This window comes from Mucilaginibacter xinganensis, from assembly GCF_002257585.1.
GTDB lineage: Bacteria > Bacteroidota > Bacteroidia > Sphingobacteriales > Sphingobacteriaceae > Mucilaginibacter > Mucilaginibacter xinganensis.
In genome coordinates, this window is record NZ_CP022743.1 from 5,128,248 (window position 1) to 5,146,940 (window position 18,693).

General features: G+C 45.0%; 15 protein-coding genes. 5 read left to right on the forward strand and 10 right to left on the reverse strand.

Going from position 1 to position 18,693, the window contains the following annotated elements; all coding sequences use genetic code 11:
* Window positions 1-28: 28 nt before the first annotated feature.
* The 3 genes from nusA to MuYL_RS22285 all read right to left on the reverse strand — a co-directional run bounded on the left by nusA (window position 29) and on the right by MuYL_RS22285 (window position 2,409).
* Complete coding sequence (gene nusA, locus MuYL_RS22275) at window positions 29-1,264, reverse strand: transcription termination factor NusA (RefSeq protein ID WP_094572648.1); 1,236 nt, start codon at window positions 1,262-1,264, stop codon at window positions 29-31.
* 87 nt (window positions 1,265-1,351) lie between these two features.
* On the reverse strand, window positions 1,352-1,816 hold the full coding sequence (rimP, locus tag MuYL_RS22280) for a ribosome assembly cofactor RimP (RefSeq protein WP_094572649.1): 465 nt from the start codon (window positions 1,814-1,816) through the stop codon (window positions 1,352-1,354).
* Window positions 1,817-1,986: 170 nt separating this feature from the next.
* Entirely contained in the window at window positions 1,987-2,409 is a 423-nt protein-coding gene (locus MuYL_RS22285; protein ID WP_094572650.1) for a hypothetical protein, read from the reverse strand.
* 505 nt (window positions 2,410-2,914) lie between these two features.
* Here MuYL_RS22285 and MuYL_RS22295 point away from each other — a divergent pair.
* Complete coding sequence (locus MuYL_RS22295) at window positions 2,915-4,483, forward strand: serine hydrolase (RefSeq protein ID WP_094572652.1); 1,569 nt, start codon at window positions 2,915-2,917, stop codon at window positions 4,481-4,483.
* A 147-nt stretch (window positions 4,484-4,630) separates the two neighbouring features.
* On the opposite strand, the gene MuYL_RS22300 is transcribed toward MuYL_RS22295, so the two are convergent.
* Window positions 4,631-7,033, reverse strand: a complete 2,403-nt coding sequence (locus MuYL_RS22300) for a S9 family peptidase (protein ID WP_094572653.1) — start codon at window positions 7,031-7,033, stop codon at window positions 4,631-4,633.
* Between the two features lie 450 nt (window positions 7,034-7,483).
* Window positions 7,484-8,818: an FAD-dependent oxidoreductase gene (locus MuYL_RS22305; protein WP_094572654.1), complete on the reverse strand. Its 1,335-nt coding sequence runs from the start codon at window positions 8,816-8,818 to the stop codon at window positions 7,484-7,486.
* Between the two features lie 89 nt (window positions 8,819-8,907).
* On the opposite strand from MuYL_RS22305, the gene MuYL_RS22310 reads away from it, so the two are divergent.
* Entirely contained in the window at window positions 8,908-9,429 is a 522-nt protein-coding gene (locus tag MuYL_RS22310; protein ID WP_094572655.1) for a YfiT family bacillithiol transferase, read from the forward strand.
* Here the strand turns inward: MuYL_RS22310 and MuYL_RS22315 are convergent.
* Window positions 9,426-10,049 (reverse strand): hypothetical protein, encoded by a 624-nt coding sequence (locus MuYL_RS22315; RefSeq protein WP_094572656.1) that lies wholly within the window; start codon window positions 10,047-10,049, stop codon window positions 9,426-9,428. The two genes, MuYL_RS22310 and MuYL_RS22315, sit on opposite strands and share 4 nt — an antisense overlap.
* A 167-nt stretch (window positions 10,050-10,216) precedes the next feature.
* On the opposite strand from MuYL_RS22315, the gene MuYL_RS22320 reads away from it, so the two are divergent.
* Together MuYL_RS22320 and MuYL_RS22325 are read left to right on the forward strand one after the other, a co-directional pair.
* Window positions 10,217-10,912, forward strand: a complete 696-nt coding sequence (locus MuYL_RS22320; protein WP_245845696.1) for a flavin reductase family protein — start codon at window positions 10,217-10,219, stop codon at window positions 10,910-10,912.
* Between the two features lie 103 nt (window positions 10,913-11,015).
* A complete protein-coding gene (locus MuYL_RS22325; protein WP_094572657.1) occupies window positions 11,016-13,655 on the forward strand; it encodes a ligase-associated DNA damage response DEXH box helicase in 2,640 nt (879 codons plus the stop codon).
* A 45-nt stretch (window positions 13,656-13,700) separates the two neighbouring features.
* Here MuYL_RS22325 and MuYL_RS22330 read toward each other — a convergent pair whose 3' ends face one another.
* Window positions 13,701-13,886, reverse strand: coding sequence for a hypothetical protein (locus MuYL_RS22330; RefSeq protein ID WP_157741057.1), 186 nt, complete (start codon window positions 13,884-13,886; stop codon window positions 13,701-13,703).
* 8 nt (window positions 13,887-13,894) lie between these two features.
* Window positions 13,895-14,071, reverse strand: coding sequence for a hypothetical protein (locus MuYL_RS23395; RefSeq protein WP_157741059.1), 177 nt, complete (start codon window positions 14,069-14,071; stop codon window positions 13,895-13,897).
* Window positions 14,072-14,274: 203 nt separating this feature from the next.
* On the opposite strand from MuYL_RS23395, the gene MuYL_RS22335 reads away from it, so the two are divergent.
* Complete coding sequence (locus tag MuYL_RS22335) at window positions 14,275-16,653, forward strand: alpha-L-rhamnosidase-related protein (RefSeq protein ID WP_094572659.1); 2,379 nt, start codon at window positions 14,275-14,277, stop codon at window positions 16,651-16,653.
* A 148-nt stretch (window positions 16,654-16,801) separates the two neighbouring features.
* Here MuYL_RS22335 and MuYL_RS22340 read toward each other — a convergent pair whose 3' ends face one another.
* Window positions 16,802-17,338, reverse strand: a complete 537-nt coding sequence (locus MuYL_RS22340) for an RNA polymerase sigma factor (protein ID WP_094572660.1) — start codon at window positions 17,336-17,338, stop codon at window positions 16,802-16,804.
* A gap of 266 nt (window positions 17,339-17,604) precedes the next feature.
* Window positions 17,605-18,624 carry a UDP-N-acetylmuramate dehydrogenase gene (murB, locus tag MuYL_RS22345; RefSeq protein WP_094572661.1) on the reverse strand — a complete coding sequence of 340 codons (1,020 nt, stop codon included), beginning with the start codon at window positions 18,622-18,624 and terminating at the stop codon, window positions 17,605-17,607.
* Between the last annotated feature and the right edge of the window lie 69 nt (window positions 18,625-18,693).

Genomic DNA, 18,693 nt, shown 5'->3' on the forward strand with positions numbered 1-18,693 from the left:
AATACAATTTTAATTTTGGTTATTACGCTTATTCAAACTCCGCCTGCAGAATTGATAACACTTCTTTTACAGTTTCTTCTTCCAGGTCTGTGCGTTTTACCAGTTCACCTACTGTTAATGCCAGTACAGATTTTGCAGTATCTAAGCCAATACGCTTAAATTCATCAATAATCCAGCTGTCAATTTCGTCAGTAAATTCCTCAATATCAACATCTTCATCAGTTTCGTCCGCTTCGCGGTAAACATCAATTTCATAACCCGTAAGTTTCCCTGCAAGTTTAATATTGTGTCCGCCACGGCCAATTGCTAGCGAAACCTGGTCGGGTTTTAAATAAACAGCGGCCGTTTTTTTCTCATCATCTAATTTAATAGAAGTGATTTTGGCCGGGGATAATGCACGCTGAATATACAATTGTAAATTATTGGTGTAGTTTATAACATCAATATTTTCGTTTTTCAACTCACGTACAATACCATGTATGCGCGATCCTTTCATACCCACACAGGCTCCAACCGGATCAATACGATCATCGTATGATTCAACTGCAACCTTAGCGCGCTCGCCCGGTTCGCGTACAATTTTTTTAATGGTGATCAGTCCGTCAAAAATCTCCGGCACTTCCTGCTCAAACAAACGCTGCAAGAATTCAGGTGCGGTGCGGGATATAATGATCTTTGGGTTGCTGTTCATCATATCTACCTTATCAACAACAGCTTTTACGCTGTCGCCCTTTTTAAAGTAGTCTGCCGGGATCTGTTCTGATTTTGGCAGTAATAACTCATTGCCTTCATCATCAAGCACCAGTGTTTCTTTTTTCCAAACCTGGTAAACTTCACCGGTAACAATTTCACCAACGCGGTCTTTATATTTTTTAAAGATCTCATCTTTCTCAAGCTCTAAAATTTTAGATACAAGGGTTTGGCGTGCTGCTAATATAGCGCGGCGGCCAAAGCTTTCTAAAGTTATCTGCTCAATATGTTCGTCGCCAACTTCCAGGGTTGGGTCTAATAATTTCGCTTCCGCAAGCTCAATCTCCAGGTCATCATCCTCACTAAAACCATCTTCCATAACCTTTCGGGTACGCCAGATCTCTAAGTCACCGTTGTCCGTATTGACAATTACGTCGCAATTTTCGTCGGTGCCATATTTTTTCCTGATCATGCTTCTGAAAACGTCTTCCAGCACACTCATCATCGTTGGGCGATCGATGTTCTTGAAATCTTTAAATTCCTGAAAAGAATCAATTAAATTAATATTGCTCATTTTTCATTAAAATTGTTTTTTCATTTAAGGCAATGAAGCTATCATGAGCTTGTTAGTTGTTTTTTAAGCTGCAGCTCATGATGGTTCCTACTTGAATGATATTAAAACTTTTGCCTCTGTTATTTTATCAATAGGGATCACGCTTTCAACAGTTTCAGCTTTTTTCCCTTTTTCTTTTATTTTTTCTTCAATTATAATTGCGTCTTCCGTAATGCCGGTAAGCTTGCCTTCCCGTTTGCCGCCGTCAGCCATTTTTATAGCTAATGTACGGCCAATGTTTTTGGCATATTGCCTGACCGAAGCCAGCGGAAAATCAACTCCTGGCGATGAAACCTCAAGATTATAAGCAGTTTCTATTACATTCTCCTCTTCCAAATGGAAGCCTACATGCCTGCTTATGGCCACACATTCATCAATGCCAATACCATTATCACCATCAACCAATATCATCAGCTTCCCGTTACTGTGCATTTTTACATCCACTAAAAACAGGTTTGGCTTATCGGCTATCTTTTCTTCAACCAGTTGCTTTACTCTTTTCTCAATATTCATTATCTCTCAAATAATTTGATTGATAAAATAAAAGAGGGGACAATCGCCCCCTCTTTTTTAATTCAAATGCAAATATAGGTATTTTATTTGGAAAACTCAAGTGTATTTTTACTTGTTGATTGAAAATGTTGAAGTTACTGCCAAGCCCCCAACTGTAACGCTGCTTATTTTTACCGCTGCAATTTAATTACCAGATCGGTATGCCCTACCCCGCCCAGCCTTTTTTTACCTTTAATGTAATCCCAAATATTTTCACCTTTAAACCGGTAATAACGCATAAAGTAAGTTTTGCCTTTTATTAAGGGCGTATCAGGGGTAAATACCACCGCACTATCTATTACAGTATATAAACCATGCTGAACAGGCTGATAATTTTTCAGGTCTGTATCGGCAGGCATCCGGTAAACAGGCAACAGATTTTCCCAGATCCCACGCGTTGTGTCGCGGTTAATTTCGCTCAGAATGGCGTAATCAAGCCCTTTAAATTTAACCGAGCGGTTGTTATCTGACGCGCTGACAGTTACTACAGGCCCCTTAGGCTTTTGTGTACATGCAAAACAAAATAACAGTAAAATCCAGCCATTTTTTTTCATGGTTAAATATCATAAAATAATGGCTGACTTTCTATGTCATAAAAAACCAGTGGTGGCAGTGGCTAAAATTGTTTTTTTTCTTCCGAAACGGGCTGCAAGCGTTCCATTTCTGCACACGGAACGGGTGGAACGCTGTGAAACATGCTCATTATCAGATGTTTCCATTTTAGAAAAATTGCAAGTAACTGATAATCAGCTGTTTTACAATTTGTATTTTTTAAGCTTTTTCGCTTATTTTACTTATAATCAGCGGGTTTCATTTTTTTGACTGATTAAAATTGATGGTTTTAACCGTCTAGCTTTGCAAAAGTTTACACTTTTTACTGATTAAGCCGGGTTTGAGTTTACACTTGGTCTTTTATCTCGGGTATGGAAAAGATTTTCTATGACCCCGGGGTTTCATTTTTTGCAGTCTCAATCCCTTTCAATTCAATTCTATTAATAAAATGTTTTATACCAAAAAATATTTATTTTCACTCCGTTTATCAGCCTAATAATTACCTGAATGCAAACCTTTATTTCATCATTTTTGCGCGCCAATAAGCGGCTCGCAGTTGCTTTTCTTTTATTCGCTAACGTTACGCTTTACGCGCAAACAAAAAACAGCCTGCCGGTAAGCAAACCGGAGGCAGAAGGTGTTTCAGCTGCCGCGATTGATAGCTTTTTGAATGCAACGGCGCAAAGCAAACACGATTTTCATAGTTTTATGTTTTTGCGGCACGGCAAGGTAGTTGCCCAGGGCTGGTGGAACCCTTACCAACCTAAGTTAAGGCACAGCCTTTACAGCTGCAGTAAAAGCTTCACCTCCACCGCCATTGGCTTCGCGGTGAGCGAGGGGCGTCTTTCGGTAAGTGACAAGGTGGTTTCATTTTTCCCGGGCAGTTTACCAGACACCATAAAACCTTATTTAGCTGCACTTACCGTTAAGGATCTGCTGACCATGTCGGTAGGGCAATCCAGTGATCCCACCTTCGCTGTCGCATCTGCAAAAGATGATTGGGTAAAAGCTTTCCTGGCCCTGCCGATAACTTATAAACCGGGCAGCCAGTTCTTATACAACTCGCTGGCCACGTTTATGCTGTCGGCCATTGTGCAAAAGGTTACCGGGCAAAAAGTGGTGGATTACCTTAAGCCGCGCCTCTTTGCACCGCTCGGCATCACCGGTATGGACTGGGAAATAAACAAACAAGGTATTAACACCGGCGGCTGGGGATTGCGTGTGCAGACCGAAGCACTGGCAAAAATGGGGCAACTGTATCTGCAACAAGGAAAATGGGAGGGCAAACAATTACTGCCGGCGGCCTGGGTTGCGGAAGCCACCACGTTTAAGATAGACCAGGCACCAGGTGCGCCACAAAGTAAAAAAGATTCGAGCGACTGGATGCAGGGTTATTGTTACCAGTTTTGGCGTTGCCGCAATAATGCCTTCCGGGCAGACGGCGCTTTTGGGCAATACATTATTGTGATGCCCAAACAGGATGCTGTTATTGCCATAACCTCCGAAACAAGCGATATGCAGGGAGAGCTTAACCTGGTATGGAAATACCTATTGCCAGCCATGCAGCGTAAATCGTTGCCTGCAAATGCAACGGCAGACGATAGGCTGGCCAAACATTTGGCGGCATTAACCCTGCCGCCGGCAGCCGGGGCAAGCAATAGCACCAATGGCATATTCAATAAAACATACACTGTTAAGCCGAACGCTTTAAACATTCGTTCAATTGCTTTTAATTCGGCCAATGGTGTATGCCACCTCACCCTAAAAAAGGATTCTGTTACCTATAACCTTGATTTTGCAAACGGAAAATGGCTGCCGGGCCAAACGGAACTGCAGGGCCCGGGTTTAGTTGCCGCCGCACACGAAGATTTCTCTATACTGCAGCCTTATAAAGTAGTAGGCAGTTACGGATGGAACGATAGCCAGGATTTGCAGTTGAAACTGCGCTATATAGAAAGCCCGCACACCGAAACAATTATTTGCCACTTTAACGGGAGTGGATTAAATGCTGAGGTGGAGTACAGTTTCAATTATGGCAATAACAAAATAGCCTTACATGGCGAGTTGTTGAAATAAAGATTATTTTGGATTGCCGGAGTGGGTAAAACGTAACCGATGCGTGACCGTAAAACAAATCAGTCGCGCGTTTTTGTGCATAACCATCTAATTTTAAAGAATAAGCTAAAACAAAAGCCTGCTGTTGGTCAGCAGGCTCTGTTTATTTTATTTTCTTAGTGTAGTTTCAAACAGCTTAAAAATCCGTTTATATTCATCCGTCCAGCTGCTTGGCTGCACAAAACCATGGTCCTCTACCGGGTAGGACGCAAGCTCCCAATTTTCTTTATGCAGTTCAATCAAACGCTGTGTTAAGCGAATGATGTCCTGGTAATTCACGTTCTGGTCAACCATGCCATGCAGCATCAGCAGGTTACCCTTTAGTCCATCGGCAAAATAAATGGGCGAACTCAGGCGATAAGCCTTTTCATCAGTATAAGGCTCATTCAAAATATCGCTGGTATAACCGTGATTATAATGTGCCCAGTCAGTTACTGAACGGATAGCGCCGCCCGCCGCCCAGGTATCCGGTTCAGTAAACATTGCCATCAGCGTAATAAAACCGCCGTACGATCCGCCGTATAACCCCACATGTTTAGGATTAACACCGTATTTATCAACCAGCATTTTTACACCGTCTTCCTGGTCGGTAAGGTCTTTTCCCCCCATATGGCGGTAAATAGCGGTGCGCCAGTCGCGGCCATAGCCTGCACTCCCTGAGTAGTCAACGTCCAACACGGTGTATCCGGCATCAGCCAGCATATTGTTAAACATATACTCACGAAAGTACGAGCTCCACCAATAATGTACATTTTGCAGGTAACCCGCACCGTGCACAAACACCACCGCCGGCTTGGCCGGGTCCTGTTTCTCCGGTACATACAGGCGTGCATAAACATCGCTGCCATACCTGTTTTTAAAGGTGATCACCTGCGGCTCGCGCCACGGGTACGATTTAAATTCTTCGCTAACCGAATTGGTTACCTGCACGGCTTTTGCTCCCGGCTTATTTGCCTGTAAGTAAAGTTCCCAGGGTTTATTTGAGTAGGAATACCTGATGGCCAGCCATTTTTCGTCAGGCGACAGGGTTACCTCATTACCACCTTTCATACCGGTTATTTTTACAGGCTCCCCACCACTTACCGGGATCCGGTAAAAATGCGTAATACCAGGATGCTCCGCATTGGCGGTAAAGTAAAATGTTTTTTTATCGTTTGATAATTGCAGCGTTTGCACCTCCCACTTGCCGCTGGTTAGCTGCTTTTTTATTCCGCTTGCCAAATCCAGCATATAAATATGTGCATAGCCACTGGCTTCACTCTCAAAATAAAAATGACTGTTGTCTGCCCAGCCCAAGTTCCCCTGGCCGGCGCCGCCAACCCAGGCATCGTTATGTTCGCGGTCAAGCAGGCTTAAAGCACCGGTGGCCGGGTCAAGTTTCATAATCCATTTGTCCTTATTATCCTGGGCGCTAACTTCAACCACGGCATATTTACTATCCTCGCTCCAGTATGGGCCGCTGATCCTTACCTGCCGGTCCTCGTTATTTTTAGTAAGTTTTTCCAGTTCTGCCGGGTAGTCTTTTACATAAGCGGGCACATCTTTAATTCCCGGAATGGCAGCAGTTACAATTTTATAAACGGTATCCTTTTGCGTATCAAAAACAAATGATTCAAACGTTGTCTGCGGGCCGCCAACCTTGGTGCGGTTCGGAATATCCTCAGTAAAGCCCGATGCCGTTACATAATTAGGAACGATCGCGTTTTTTACACCGTCGGGGTATTTTGCAAGCCGATAGGTAATATAGCGACCATCCGGACTAAGCTGGACTCCACCTACAGAGCGGTCGCTGGTTGCAATTTCCTTTAGTTTCTTAGTTTCAAATGCTTTGCTTTCTATCGAGTCGAGCTTCCGGTCTTTATCCTTTACTTTAATAATATCAAATAGTTCCAACTGCTCGCTTTTAAGCCAGCGCTCCTGTTCGTTCCCGGCAACCGGCTCAGCTGCTGCTTTTCGGGCACCGCCTCTTCTGCCAGCGCCCGCAGCAGCTACAGGAGTAGCGGCTGCGGCCCGGGTAAAGTTGGTCAACTGAATCAATTCACCGCTGTTAATCTTTATCGAATACAGGTTATCACCCTTAGTAAATATTATCCTGCTTTCGTCACCACTAAAAACAGGGCTGTTCTCCTGGTCGGCAGTACTGGTTAAATGTTGAATTTTTCCTGTTTTGAGGTCAGAAAGCCAGATGTCGCCATTTTTTTCAAAAACCTTTAGCGTGCGCTTTTTATTCCAGCTGCCATACTCAGGCACCAGGGCCTTTTGTTCATCTATACTAACTTTTACAGGCTTAATGTTACCGGGCGTTATGGCAAACAGCTCGTCGCGATCGGCATTAGCTGGATTCCATTTAAAAAGGATTTTCTTACTGTCGTCGGTCCAGCGGATGTTGGAGGGAGAGGTGCCAATCCATTTTGGGTCGCGCATTATTTTTTCAATAGACAAAGCGCCCAGCTTTTGGGCAAAAGCACCCGTGCAATAAGTTAGGAGTAACAGGGTAAATATTTTTTTCATATCGTTTTTTTAGTACCCGCCTGATACAGTTGTTCCCGGCTGTAATCACGGGAGTTCATCCATGCGGCTTAATCAACCACCAATATAGCGGTTTCAGCAATCATTCGTAATTTTCGCATTGTTTTGTTACAAAATTGAAGTTTAAGGCCGCAGTTTATTTTGAATGAACACCATAATTGTTTGGCAGAACTATTGCCCCATTATCGCTTTTTCCTTCCCGCTCTTACGTCATTCAACAAATACCGTAAAAGCCCGGTACAGCTCAGGTAGTTTTACGCTTGCAGCCTAAAAGCTACAACCATACTTTTACCGTCAGGAAATTTAAAGATTTGGTGAACAGGCAGGGCGTTCATGAAAATATTAAATAAAGGAATTAGCCGCAATCCTTATGCAGGGTAAACATCTACCTTATCCTGCATTAAAACGGCCTTCGGAGTGGTGTGCTGTTTTCTAATTCACCAGCCGCCCGCTCAAATCAACCGTTCGGGCAAAAGGGTTTAAAAACCGGTTAGCCAGCACCGCAAACTCATAGCGTGTTATGGGGCGGTTTATATCAAAGTCTGCTTTAAATTTATACTGCGTTTTCCATGCCTTCTGCATACTCCTGGTCAGCAACTGCGGTTCGGTAAGGGTATAGTCGCTTATAAATGAAATAGCATTGCCTACCGTAAACTTTTCACCCGTTTTTTCTTTATTGAACCATAAAAACGCCCGGGTGTAAATCTCGGTTAAAACGGGCTGTATTTCGGCCGTATTCACCGCCGAATCCGGCATAAACACAAATTTTGCTTTTTGCACACCGCCCCTCAACATCCCGGTTGAACAAACCTGCTGGATGGCGCGCCAGGCCCGGTCCTGTTGGCTAATGTCGGTAAAGGGTAGCAGGTAACCTTTAAAATCCAGCAGCTCGCCCTGTATTATCCGCACATTTAAATGTTTGGTAGTGGTTTTAAAAAAAGCGCAATATGCAGCAACCGTTGCAACACCCTGCCCCAACTGAAGCTGCAGCGGTAAATACTGGATATTCTTATCACCGGGCAGCGCTTTTTCAGTCACCAAAATATTCTCTGCCTGCTGTACCAAAACCGCGTGCACCGGGATGCAAAATGCCGGGTATGGCGGATAATTGCTTTTTACCGCACCCGGATCCCCGGTAGATTGGTCCGGGATGTATTCGCCGGTGGCTATTGAAGTACGGTATAATTTCAAATTGCCGTTGTCCGCCTGGCTGTCAAATCCGTCGTAAAATTTCGCATCCGCACCGGCGGCAACAATGCCTGCCTCCGTAGCATCAATCACTACCCTTGCCTTAACAATCAGTTTCCTGCCATTTTGGGTGAGCATTACTTCCCAGCGGTCGCCATCTTTTTTTATACTGCCAAACACAGCATCATGATATACAGCCAGATTTTTTACGGTGTCGCTGATCTTTTTCAGGATTGCGGTTGCGGTGGCCGGATCAGACCTCAAAGTATGATTTTGAACGGTGTCATAACCTGCGGTTTCGTGATAGAACTCCCTTACATGTTTACGAAATTCGCCCCAGATGCCAGAGGCGATATTGTTACCGGCATCAACGGCCAGCATTTGCCCTTCGGCAGTGCCGCCGCCTATTTTAAAGCCGCCATCAGCCAATACGGTTTTTACCTTGCTGCGCCCGCATTGTATAGCCGCTGCAATTCCGCTTGCGCCGCTGCCTACCACCAGCACATCGGTTTTTATAGTTTGGGCATATATAATCGTGCTATGGCAGATAAGTAACAGCAGCGTCAGTTTTTTTATCATGGATTGGGGTAAAAGGTACAAAACGCTAAATTAGTCCAAAACCTTGTTGATGATTAAAAATATACCTAATTTAAATTTTTTTTAAGCCCATGACTGACGAACAAATGAAATTTCCGATCGGGGACTTCAAAGCCCCGGTGTCGTACACTGCCGAAGATCTGCGTAAATGGATCACCACTATTAAAGAATTTCCTGGTCGTTTACGCCAGGCCATCATCAACCTTAACGAAAAACAACTCGATACACCTTACCGTACCGGCGGATGGACCATAAGACAAGTGGTGCACCATTGTGCCGATAGCCACATGAATTCATTGCTCCGTTTTAAATGGGCCTTAACCGAGGATAGCCCGGTGGTAAAACCTTATGAGGAGGCAGATTGGGCGTTGTTACCAGACTACCGCATGCCCGTAGAGTCGTCTTTAAAAATGCTGGAAGGGATGCACCAGCACTGGGTTGCCCTGCTTGAAAGCTTTACCGAAAACGAATGGGAGCGATCATTTAAACGCCCTTCCGGCGAAACCATCCAGTTAAAGAAAGCGCTCGCCTTATATGCATGGCACAGCAAACACCACCTGGCGCACGTAACCGAAACCATTAAAAAGTTTTAATGCATGTTGATGTAGGTAGCCCGTGAGTCATTTGGCTGATGAACCACTATGGCTACCCCTTTGTTAGATAATGAGTCAACCTCAAAGGCAATTCCTTTGCCGGTTGCTTCATAAACTTTAACTTTTTTGCCTTTGTCCGTATAGCTGCTTATTTGTTTTAGCTTGTAGTGTTCCTGGTATTTGGTTAAATCCAGGCCGGTGTTTAATCCCTCTGCCGTTTTAAAATCGGGCGAAGTCACCAGGACCTTTCGGATGTGTGCAACTGATTCATCCTTAGCACCAAAATTATGGCCTGCAAAAATACTGATTTTATACCCCGAGGTATCGTGCTTTGCATACCAGGTTATCACTACGCTGCCCATTCCCGCATCAGAAAAATCGGGTTTACCGAACACCGACACTAAACTGTCGGCACTACCGTTCAACACAATTTTTCCGGCGCTTTTCCCGGGTACTATCAATTTATCGGCGGGTACAATTTTACTGGTATCAACAGCATCTTCACCTGCAGGTACGGCAGTTTCATTGGCTGTATTTTCTGATCCCGAATGCTGCCCGCAACTATATAAGCTGCCGGACAAAGCAGTTAACAGCGCGTATTTGATGATGCGTTTTTTCATTGGTATTTTACTTTCGTGCTCCTATCTTATAGCAAAAACCCGGCTTAATTGTTTTTAAATTAATCCTTCGTGCCAAAGTAAACCAAAAAATCTGCGCAAGAAACGGGTTCTTCCGCTCCACCCACCACCTTAGTTTTGCTATATCAAATCACAACATTCATCCTTATATGATGCATATAGCAAGCGAACCATCCATTTTATATTTCGGCACACCGGTGGTACTCATCGGCACAAAAAACCCAAACGGTACCGATAACCTGGCGCCCATGTCGTCCATATTCTGGCTCGGCTGGCGCTGCATAATTGGCCTGGCTGCCGCCTCAAAAACCACTGAAAACCTGTTATTGAACCGCCAATGTGTTTTAAATTTGGCATCTGTAAATGAAGTGGCTGCGGTAAACCGTTTAGCCAAAACTACAGGATCAAACCCTGTGCCCGATGGTAAATTATTGAAGGGATACCGGTACGAAGCGGATAAATTCGCTATTGCTGGATTAACCAAACAACATGCAGCAACTGTAAAAGCACCCCGGGTAAAGGAATGTCCTGTGCAAATGGAAGCCGTGGTTGAAGCCATCCATGGTTTAGCAGCGGATGATGCCGGCCAGCGGGGCAAGATTATAACGTTTGAATTGCGGATTCAAAGAGTTTACCTGCATGAAGCAATCCTGATGGACGGGCACCCCAATCGCGTTGACCCGGACAAATGGAAACCGCTCATCATGAGTTTTCAGCAGTTTTACAGCCTTGGGGATAAAGTTCACGCATCAACGCTCTCAGAGATCCCCGAACGATTGTATAATACGTTAGACCGGGAACGGGCAATAAAAAGTTATGAATTGAGCGGGGATGATGAACGATAGAACAGTTGCGCGAGAGGCTGCGCAGTGATAGCAACCAGGCAAATTCCTTTATTAATTTTATTCCCACCCTAACTTATTGCTTTTTCCGTTGTATATTATTGGCATGATTACAAAGGGGCAGCAAGTTATCCGTGACTGGTACCGGAAAAAAAACTGGGAGCAATTCGCCTTTCAGCGCGAAATGGAATCGGCTTACCTAAATGGCTTTTCCGGCTTGCTGAACGCCCCTACCGGCAGCGGAAAAACATTTGCCTTGTTCCTGCCTTTTTTGGCTGATTTTATTAACAAACACCCCGATACGTATACCACCCAGGGCAACAACGGCTTGTTAATGCTTTGGATAACCCCGCTGCGGGCATTAACAAATGATATCCGCAAGGCCATGCAGGAAGTGTGCGACGAACTCGGCCTTCCCTGGCGCATTATGACCCGCACCGGCGACACGTCAGCCGCTGAAAAGCAGGCGTTAAAGAAAAAACTGCCCGAAGTGCTACTAACAACTCCCGAGAGTTTGCACCTGATGCTGGCTCAAAAGGAGTATCCTAAAATATTTAAGGGTTTGCAGGTAGTGGTAATTGACGAATGGCACGAGCTGCTGGGCACCAAACGCGGTGTGCAGGTGGAGTTGGGTTTATCAAGACTAAAAGCGCTTTCAACAGTTGGCAGCGAGCAGCTTGCAGACAGTAAAGATGAAAGTACCGGAAATAAAAAACAGCCCGCGGAGGACTGCCCGCTGCCAACGGAAAACCGCCAGCTGAAAATCTGGGGGATCAGCGCAACCATTGGCAACCTGGAGCAGGCGGCCGAGGTGCTGTTAGGCAACACTTTCCCGCCCGAAAGGGTGAAGATGGTGCGGGCCAATCTTAATAAAAAGCTATTGATCAAATCCATCATTCCCGAAAATATTGAAAATTACTCCTGGGCAGGGCATATCGGCCTGAAACTGCTGCCACAGGTAATGGAGCTGGTGGCCCGCAGCAAAACCACGCTCATATTTACCAATACCCGCTCGCAGTCAGAGATCTGGTACCATGCCATTTTAGATAATTACCCCGAATATGCAGGCATAATGGCGATGCACCACGGCTCGCTGGATAACGAGCTGCGCAACTGGGTTGAACAGGCCCTGCATGCCGAAGCCCTGAAAGTTGTGGTTTGCACGTCGAGCCTCGACCTCGGCGTCGATTTTCGCCCGGTTGATACGGTGATCCAGGTGGGCAGCCCCAAAGGCGTGGCGCGATTTATGCAACGCGCCGGTCGTAGCGGGCATGCTCCCGGCGAGGTTTCCAAAGCTTATTTTGTGCCCACCCATTCACTGGAGTTGCTGGAAGGTGCTGCGCTTAAGCAAGCGATAAAGGAAGGTATTTTTGAAAGCCGCGACCCGATGCTGCTGGCCATGGATGTGCTTATTCAGTACATGGTGACGCTGGCAGTTTCTGACGGATTTCGCGCCGATGAATTGTTTAAAGAGGTAAAAGGCACCTTTGCCTTTGCCGATCTGACCTGGAATGAGTTTAACCAGCTGCTTGACTTTATTACCACCGGCGGTAAAACACTGGCAGAATATGATGAATTTTTAAAAGTGGAGGTAGAGAACGGGCTATTTAAAGTAAACAGCCGCCGTGTAGCCATGCGCCACAGGCTGAGTATAGGCACCATCACCAGCGAAATGAGCATCAGGGTGAAGTGGCTGAGCGGCGGCAGCCTGGGAACACTCGAAGAGTCTTTTATTTCGAAGCTTAAGCCTGGCAATACCTTTTGGTTTGCAGGACGCAGCCTGGAGTTTATCCGGATAAAGGAAATGTCGGCTTATGTTAAAAAATCTAACGCAAAAAAGGGCCTGATCCCCAGCTGGAATGGCGGGCGGATGCCGCTGTCATCTCAACTGGCCGCCGTATTTCGCGACAAGCTGGACGAAGTGGCCCACGGAATTGAGCAGGACGAAGAAGTGGTGGCCTTAAAACCTTTGTTCGCACTGCAGGCGCAGCTCTCGCACTTACCGCAAAGCCACGAATTTTTGATCGAATCGTTTAAGTCACGCCAGGGGCACCACCTGTTATTCTATCCGTTCGAGGGCCGGCTGGTACATGAGGGAATGGCATCGCTGCTGGCCTATCGCTTCAGCAAAATAAAAACGGCCACCTTCTCTATCGCCATGAATGATTACGGTTTCGAACTGCTGACAGACGAAGAAATTCCTATTGAGCAGGCATTGGAGGATACTTCTTTTTTTTCGATAGATCACTTGTTGGAAGACATCCAGCATAGCCTTAACGCCAATGAAATGGCCCGCCGGCGTTTCAGGGATATCGCCCATATTGGCGGCCTGGTATTTACCGGCTATCCCGGGCAGCAAATAAAAAACAAACACCTGCAGGCCTCCACCTCGCTGTTGTTCGACGTGTTCAGCGAGTATGAGCCCGATAACCTGCTGGTGAGGCAGGCTTATAACGAAGCCCTGGCATTTCAACTGGAAGAGTTCAGGCTGCGGATGGCCCTGCAACGGATCGTTAAACAAAACATCATCCTGAAAACCATTGACCGCCCAACCCCCTTTGCCTTCCCGATTATGGTTGACAGCCTGGGCCGCGAAAAGCTAACCACTGAAACACTGGAAGAAAGGATAGCCAAAATGGCGCGGCAATATGGCGCAGATGAAGTGTGGGAAGAGGCTGAAAAATCCGACCGTCCAAAAAGCCCGCGGGCACGGAAGCCGGGAGTTACGAGGAAGAAAGGGTTTTAATAAAAAGTGGTTTGTTTTTAATGAAAGCTGCCTGACTTAAGCCCCTCACTGCTTTGGCGATTTTACAACAATAATGATCAGCCATATGATTGAGATCGCCTGCACCATAATCATGCTGCCCGTTATGAGTTTTCCGCCGGGCCAATGCATTACTTTAAACGCCAACCCTATCATTAAGCCGACGATGCTCAGCATAAAAAGGATTACAGGATTCCTGAAATTAAAAAACATGAGCAAATCTATTTTACGTTTTTTTGTCTCCTGTTTCTGATCATCCTGACGAATAAGTAACCAAAGGCGGCACCCAATAACAAGCTGCCCCATGTTTCAGTGTTCGGATCAAAATTAAATACGATCACCGTCATCAGTGCTATCGCCGTTATGCCTATAAACAGGTATAAATAAACTTTTCTCATTAAGACTCTTTTTAATTCAATTCCGTTGCGAAATTAATTCAAAAACATGGTGATTTAATAGTACAGTTTTTAAATAGTATTGGGGACCTTTTTTTTCAAAAAGCCGGTATTGTTTCCGTTTAAATTCCATAAAAAATTAAAGGACGGAACAGGATGGATTTAATCTAAACTAAGTTAATTTAGTAGTTTATAAACCAATATAAATGAGATCATTTTTTACTGCCACACTATTAATTTGCAGCTTGCTGTTGGTAAAAACAGTTACCGCGCAAACTTCCGGTCAGGTTGTACTTACCAAACAATGGAACGCTTACTGGATAGCTGCTAAAAATGAAACGGGCAGAGACTATGGCGTTTTCTATTTTCGCAAAAGTATTGACCTGGTTGCTAAACCAACCGCTTTTTTGGTTAATGTATCGGCAGATAACCGGTATAAATTATTTGTAAACGGCACCCTGGTGTCTGTTGGCCCTGCCCGCGGGGATACCTATTACTGGAACTATGAAAAAATTGACCTTGCACCGTACCTGGTTGCAGGAAAAAACACGTTATCAGCCATTGTATGGAACGAGGCGGAACTAAGGCCCGAGGCACAGATCTCGTTACGCACAGGCTTTATTTTGCAGGGCAACACAACATCTGAAGAAATTTTAAATACCAACAGCTCCTGGAAATGCATCCGTGATAAAGCTTATCAACCGCTTAATACCGGAGTTGGTTACCCGGCTTATTACGTTGCCGGCCCCGGCGAGCTGGTAGATGAAAGTAAAACGATAAAAGGCTGGATGTCCGCCGATTTTAAAGATGCCGACTGGCCGGATGCCGGCATGATGGATCATGGTAAACCCAAAGGCATGGCCGATGCTTTCGGCTGGATGCTGGTACCGTCTTCATTGCCGCAAATGGAACGTACCGCCCAGCGCATCCCGGTATTGCGCAGGGCCGATGGCGTTACGGTGCCCCCGTCATTCCCGGCAGCAGCAACAAGCGTAACTATCCCGGCAAACACCACGGCGACGTTGCTGCTTGATCAAACTTATTTAACCAATGCTTACGTAACACTGAATTTCAGTAAAGGAAAAGATGCCGGCATCTCGCTTACCTACGCCGAGGCCCTGTTTGATAACCTAAAAAAATACCACGCCCGAAAAGGCAACCGGAACGATGTGGACGGTAAGGATTTTGCCGGGAGAAAAGACAGTCTTATTTCAGATGGCACCGGCGGACAAACCTTTACCACCCTTTACTGGCGCACCTATCGTTACGTACGGGTGATAGTACACACTAAAGACGAACCACTGGTAATTGATGATCTGTATGGCACGGCCACAGGCTACCCTTTTCAGCTAAATGCCAAACTTAAAACCGATGACCCGGAAATGCAGAAAATGCTGGAGATTGGCTGGCGCACCGCCCGGATGGATGCCATTGAAACTTATATGGATTGCCCCTATTATGAACAGCTGCAATACATTGGCGACGGGCGCATCCAGATGATGGTATCGTATTACAACAGCGGCGACGACAGGCTGGCCCGCAATGCCATTAACCTGATGGATCATTCGCGTATTGCAGAGGGGCTAACGCTGAGCAGGCACCCTTCCTACAGCCCGCAGATCATTTCTACGTTTTCGTTGTGGTATATTGGCGTATTGCACGATTACTGGATGTACCGGCCCGACAGCAATTTTGTGAGGGACAAGCTGCAGGGCGCCCGCACCGTGCTTGATTTTTTCAGTAAATACCAGCAAGCCGACGGATCATTAAAAAATACGCCTTACTGGACGTTTGTGGATTGGGCATCAAGCTGGGGCTATGGCATGCCGCCTATTGGCAGCAAAGGGGGTTCTTCCATTCTCGATCTGCAATTACTTATCGCTTATCAGCAGGCCGCCGAAATGGAAAGTAAATTAGGGATGCCTGTATTTGCTGCTTTATACCGGGCCAAAGCGGCGCAGTTAAAACAAACCATTCAAAACAAGTATTGGGACCCGGCTAAAAAGTTATATGCCGATACGGAAGACAAGAATATTTTTTCGCAGCATGCCAACTCCCTGGCTATTTTAACCGGCGTGGTAAAGGGTACCGTAGCCACGGCATTGAGCAAAAACATTTTAGCGGATACCACTTTAACCCAATGTACCATTTACTTTAAATATTATATGCACCTGGCGTTGGTGCGCGGCGGCTTAGGCAACGATTATTTGAAGTGGCTAAACGTTTGGCGCGACAACATAAAAATGGGTCTTACCACCTGGGCCGAAATCAGCGACCTGCCCAACAGCCGCTCCGATTGCCACGCCTGGGGATCAAGCCCTAACATTGAATTTTTCAGGACCATATTGGGGATTGACAGCTATGCACCGGGTTTTACAAAAGTGAAAATTGAACCGCATTTAGGCGAACTTAAAACAGCGTCCGGCGAAATCCCCCACCCTAACGGTAAGGTGACGGTTGCCTATACCCTGAATAGCAATCAATGGAAGGTAAAGATTAGCCTGCCGCAAAAAACGCCCGGCATATTAGTCTGGAAAGGAAAAACTTATTTATTGAAGGCCGGCGAAAACTTGTTCAGCATCTGAAACAGCGTTGAAAGTAAGAGATTATTTCCTTAAGGCTGCGTTATTCTATGCTTGTGCTTACGTTAACACATGCCAGGCGGGCACAAAAAAAGCCCGGATGATTAATCCGGGCCCTGTTTTTATATAGATAGATGTAACTGAAATGCGTTTAATTTTCGGCGTAAACCGGTTTCGCAATGCCGTTATCATAAGCTTTTAAACTTTTCTTCAATAGCTTACGTGCAACGTGGATTCGGGTTTTCACAGTGCCAATCGGAATCTCTAAATGATCGGCAATTTCGTGATATTTATGGCCTTCAAAATACATAGTAAATGGTATATAATAATCTGCAGGCAGTCTGTCTAAAGCTTTTTTCAAATCGTCCATTACAAACTTAGCTTCGCCCTGGTTTTTAGTTGAACTGAATACCAGGTTAGGTGAGCTTATCTCATCACTTTTGGTAACAAAAGTGTTCATTTTTATAAACCTGCGGTAGTTATTAATAAAGGTGTTTTTCATTATTGTGTATAACCACCCTTTTAAATTTGTTCCTTCTTTAAACTTATTATAATAAGTTATGGCCTTCAACATTGTATCCTGAACAAGGTCGTTAGCATCATCTGCGTCATGGGTAAAATGTAAGGCATAAGACCTTAGTGAGGTTGCCTGACGTAGTACTAGGGTGTTAAACTCAATCTTAGTCATAATGTTAAAGTTTTATATTAACACTTAGGCAAGCATAGTGCCACTTACGGCTTTTATAATAGCAACCCCTTGTCAATTTGTAACACCTTGCTTAAAAAAATGACAGTGTAAAAAACACACTTAGATTGAACTTAACTACCTGAAAAACAAATATGTTATGGATAACAATTCACAGACAAACGCTTTGGGATGACTTTAAAACTGTAACAAAAATGTTATTTATAGGGTTAGGAAAAGGTGTTGAAATTTATTTTTAATAAAATTATTTAACTAATAATATTAACCTCACGTTGCAACATAACGCCAAATTTAGTGTACACACTGTCTATGATTTGCGACGAAAAGTTGTATACCTCCGCTCCGTTGGCTCCGCCATGGTTAACTAAAACAAGCGCCTGGTTGTGCCATGTTCCGGTGTTGCCAACTGTTTTTCCCTTCCAGCCGCATTGTTCAATGAGCCATCCGGCGGCTAGTTTAACCAATCCTTCACCCGCAGGATAGTTTACCACCTCCGGGAAGTTAGCCTGCAGCCGGGTAAATTGTTTGGTGGTTATGATGGGGTTTTTAAAGAAACTGCCTGCATTTCCAATGGTTGATGGGTCGGGAAGCTTTGACACGCGAATGTGAGACACCACCTGCGAAACATCTTTTAAAGTTGGTTCAGTAATACCTCGGTTGGTCAGTTCCTGTTCAATAGCGCCGTATTTTAAATTAAATCGAGGCGTAAGTGACAATTGGAACTTTACCGATACAATAATATATTGGCCTTTAAGCTCACTTTTAAAAACACTTTCCCGGTATTCAAAATTACAGTCGGCTTTGGTAAATGTTTTAAAAGTACCGGTTTCTATTTCAAAAGCGCAGCAGCTAAAAAAAACGTCTTTAAGTTCAACGCCGTAAGCGCCGATATTTTGTATGGGCGATGCACCTACTGAGCCCGGGATCAAACTCAGGTTTTCCATACCTGCATATTCGCGGGCTATACAAAAGTTCACCAGGTCATTCCACACTTCGCCGGCACCGGCCTCAACAAATACCTCATCCTTACTGATGCGGTGTTCAATGCCGCGGATATTCATGCGGATTACCAGTCCGTTGTAATCATTCAAAAACAGCATATTGCTTCCACCGCCTAATACCAGGCGCGAAAGAGCCTTCCATTGCGGATCCATAAAAAGCTCAACCAAATCGTCCTTATGGTTTATTTCAACAAAAAAACGGGCTTTCGCGTCAATGCCAAAAGAATTGAAATTTTTAAGCGATATGTTTTCCTGGATTTGAAGCATAGTTATTGATGTGCGCACATGCGGATGTGCAAATGTGCGGATTGATGTGCAGATGTGCAAATTGCAGAT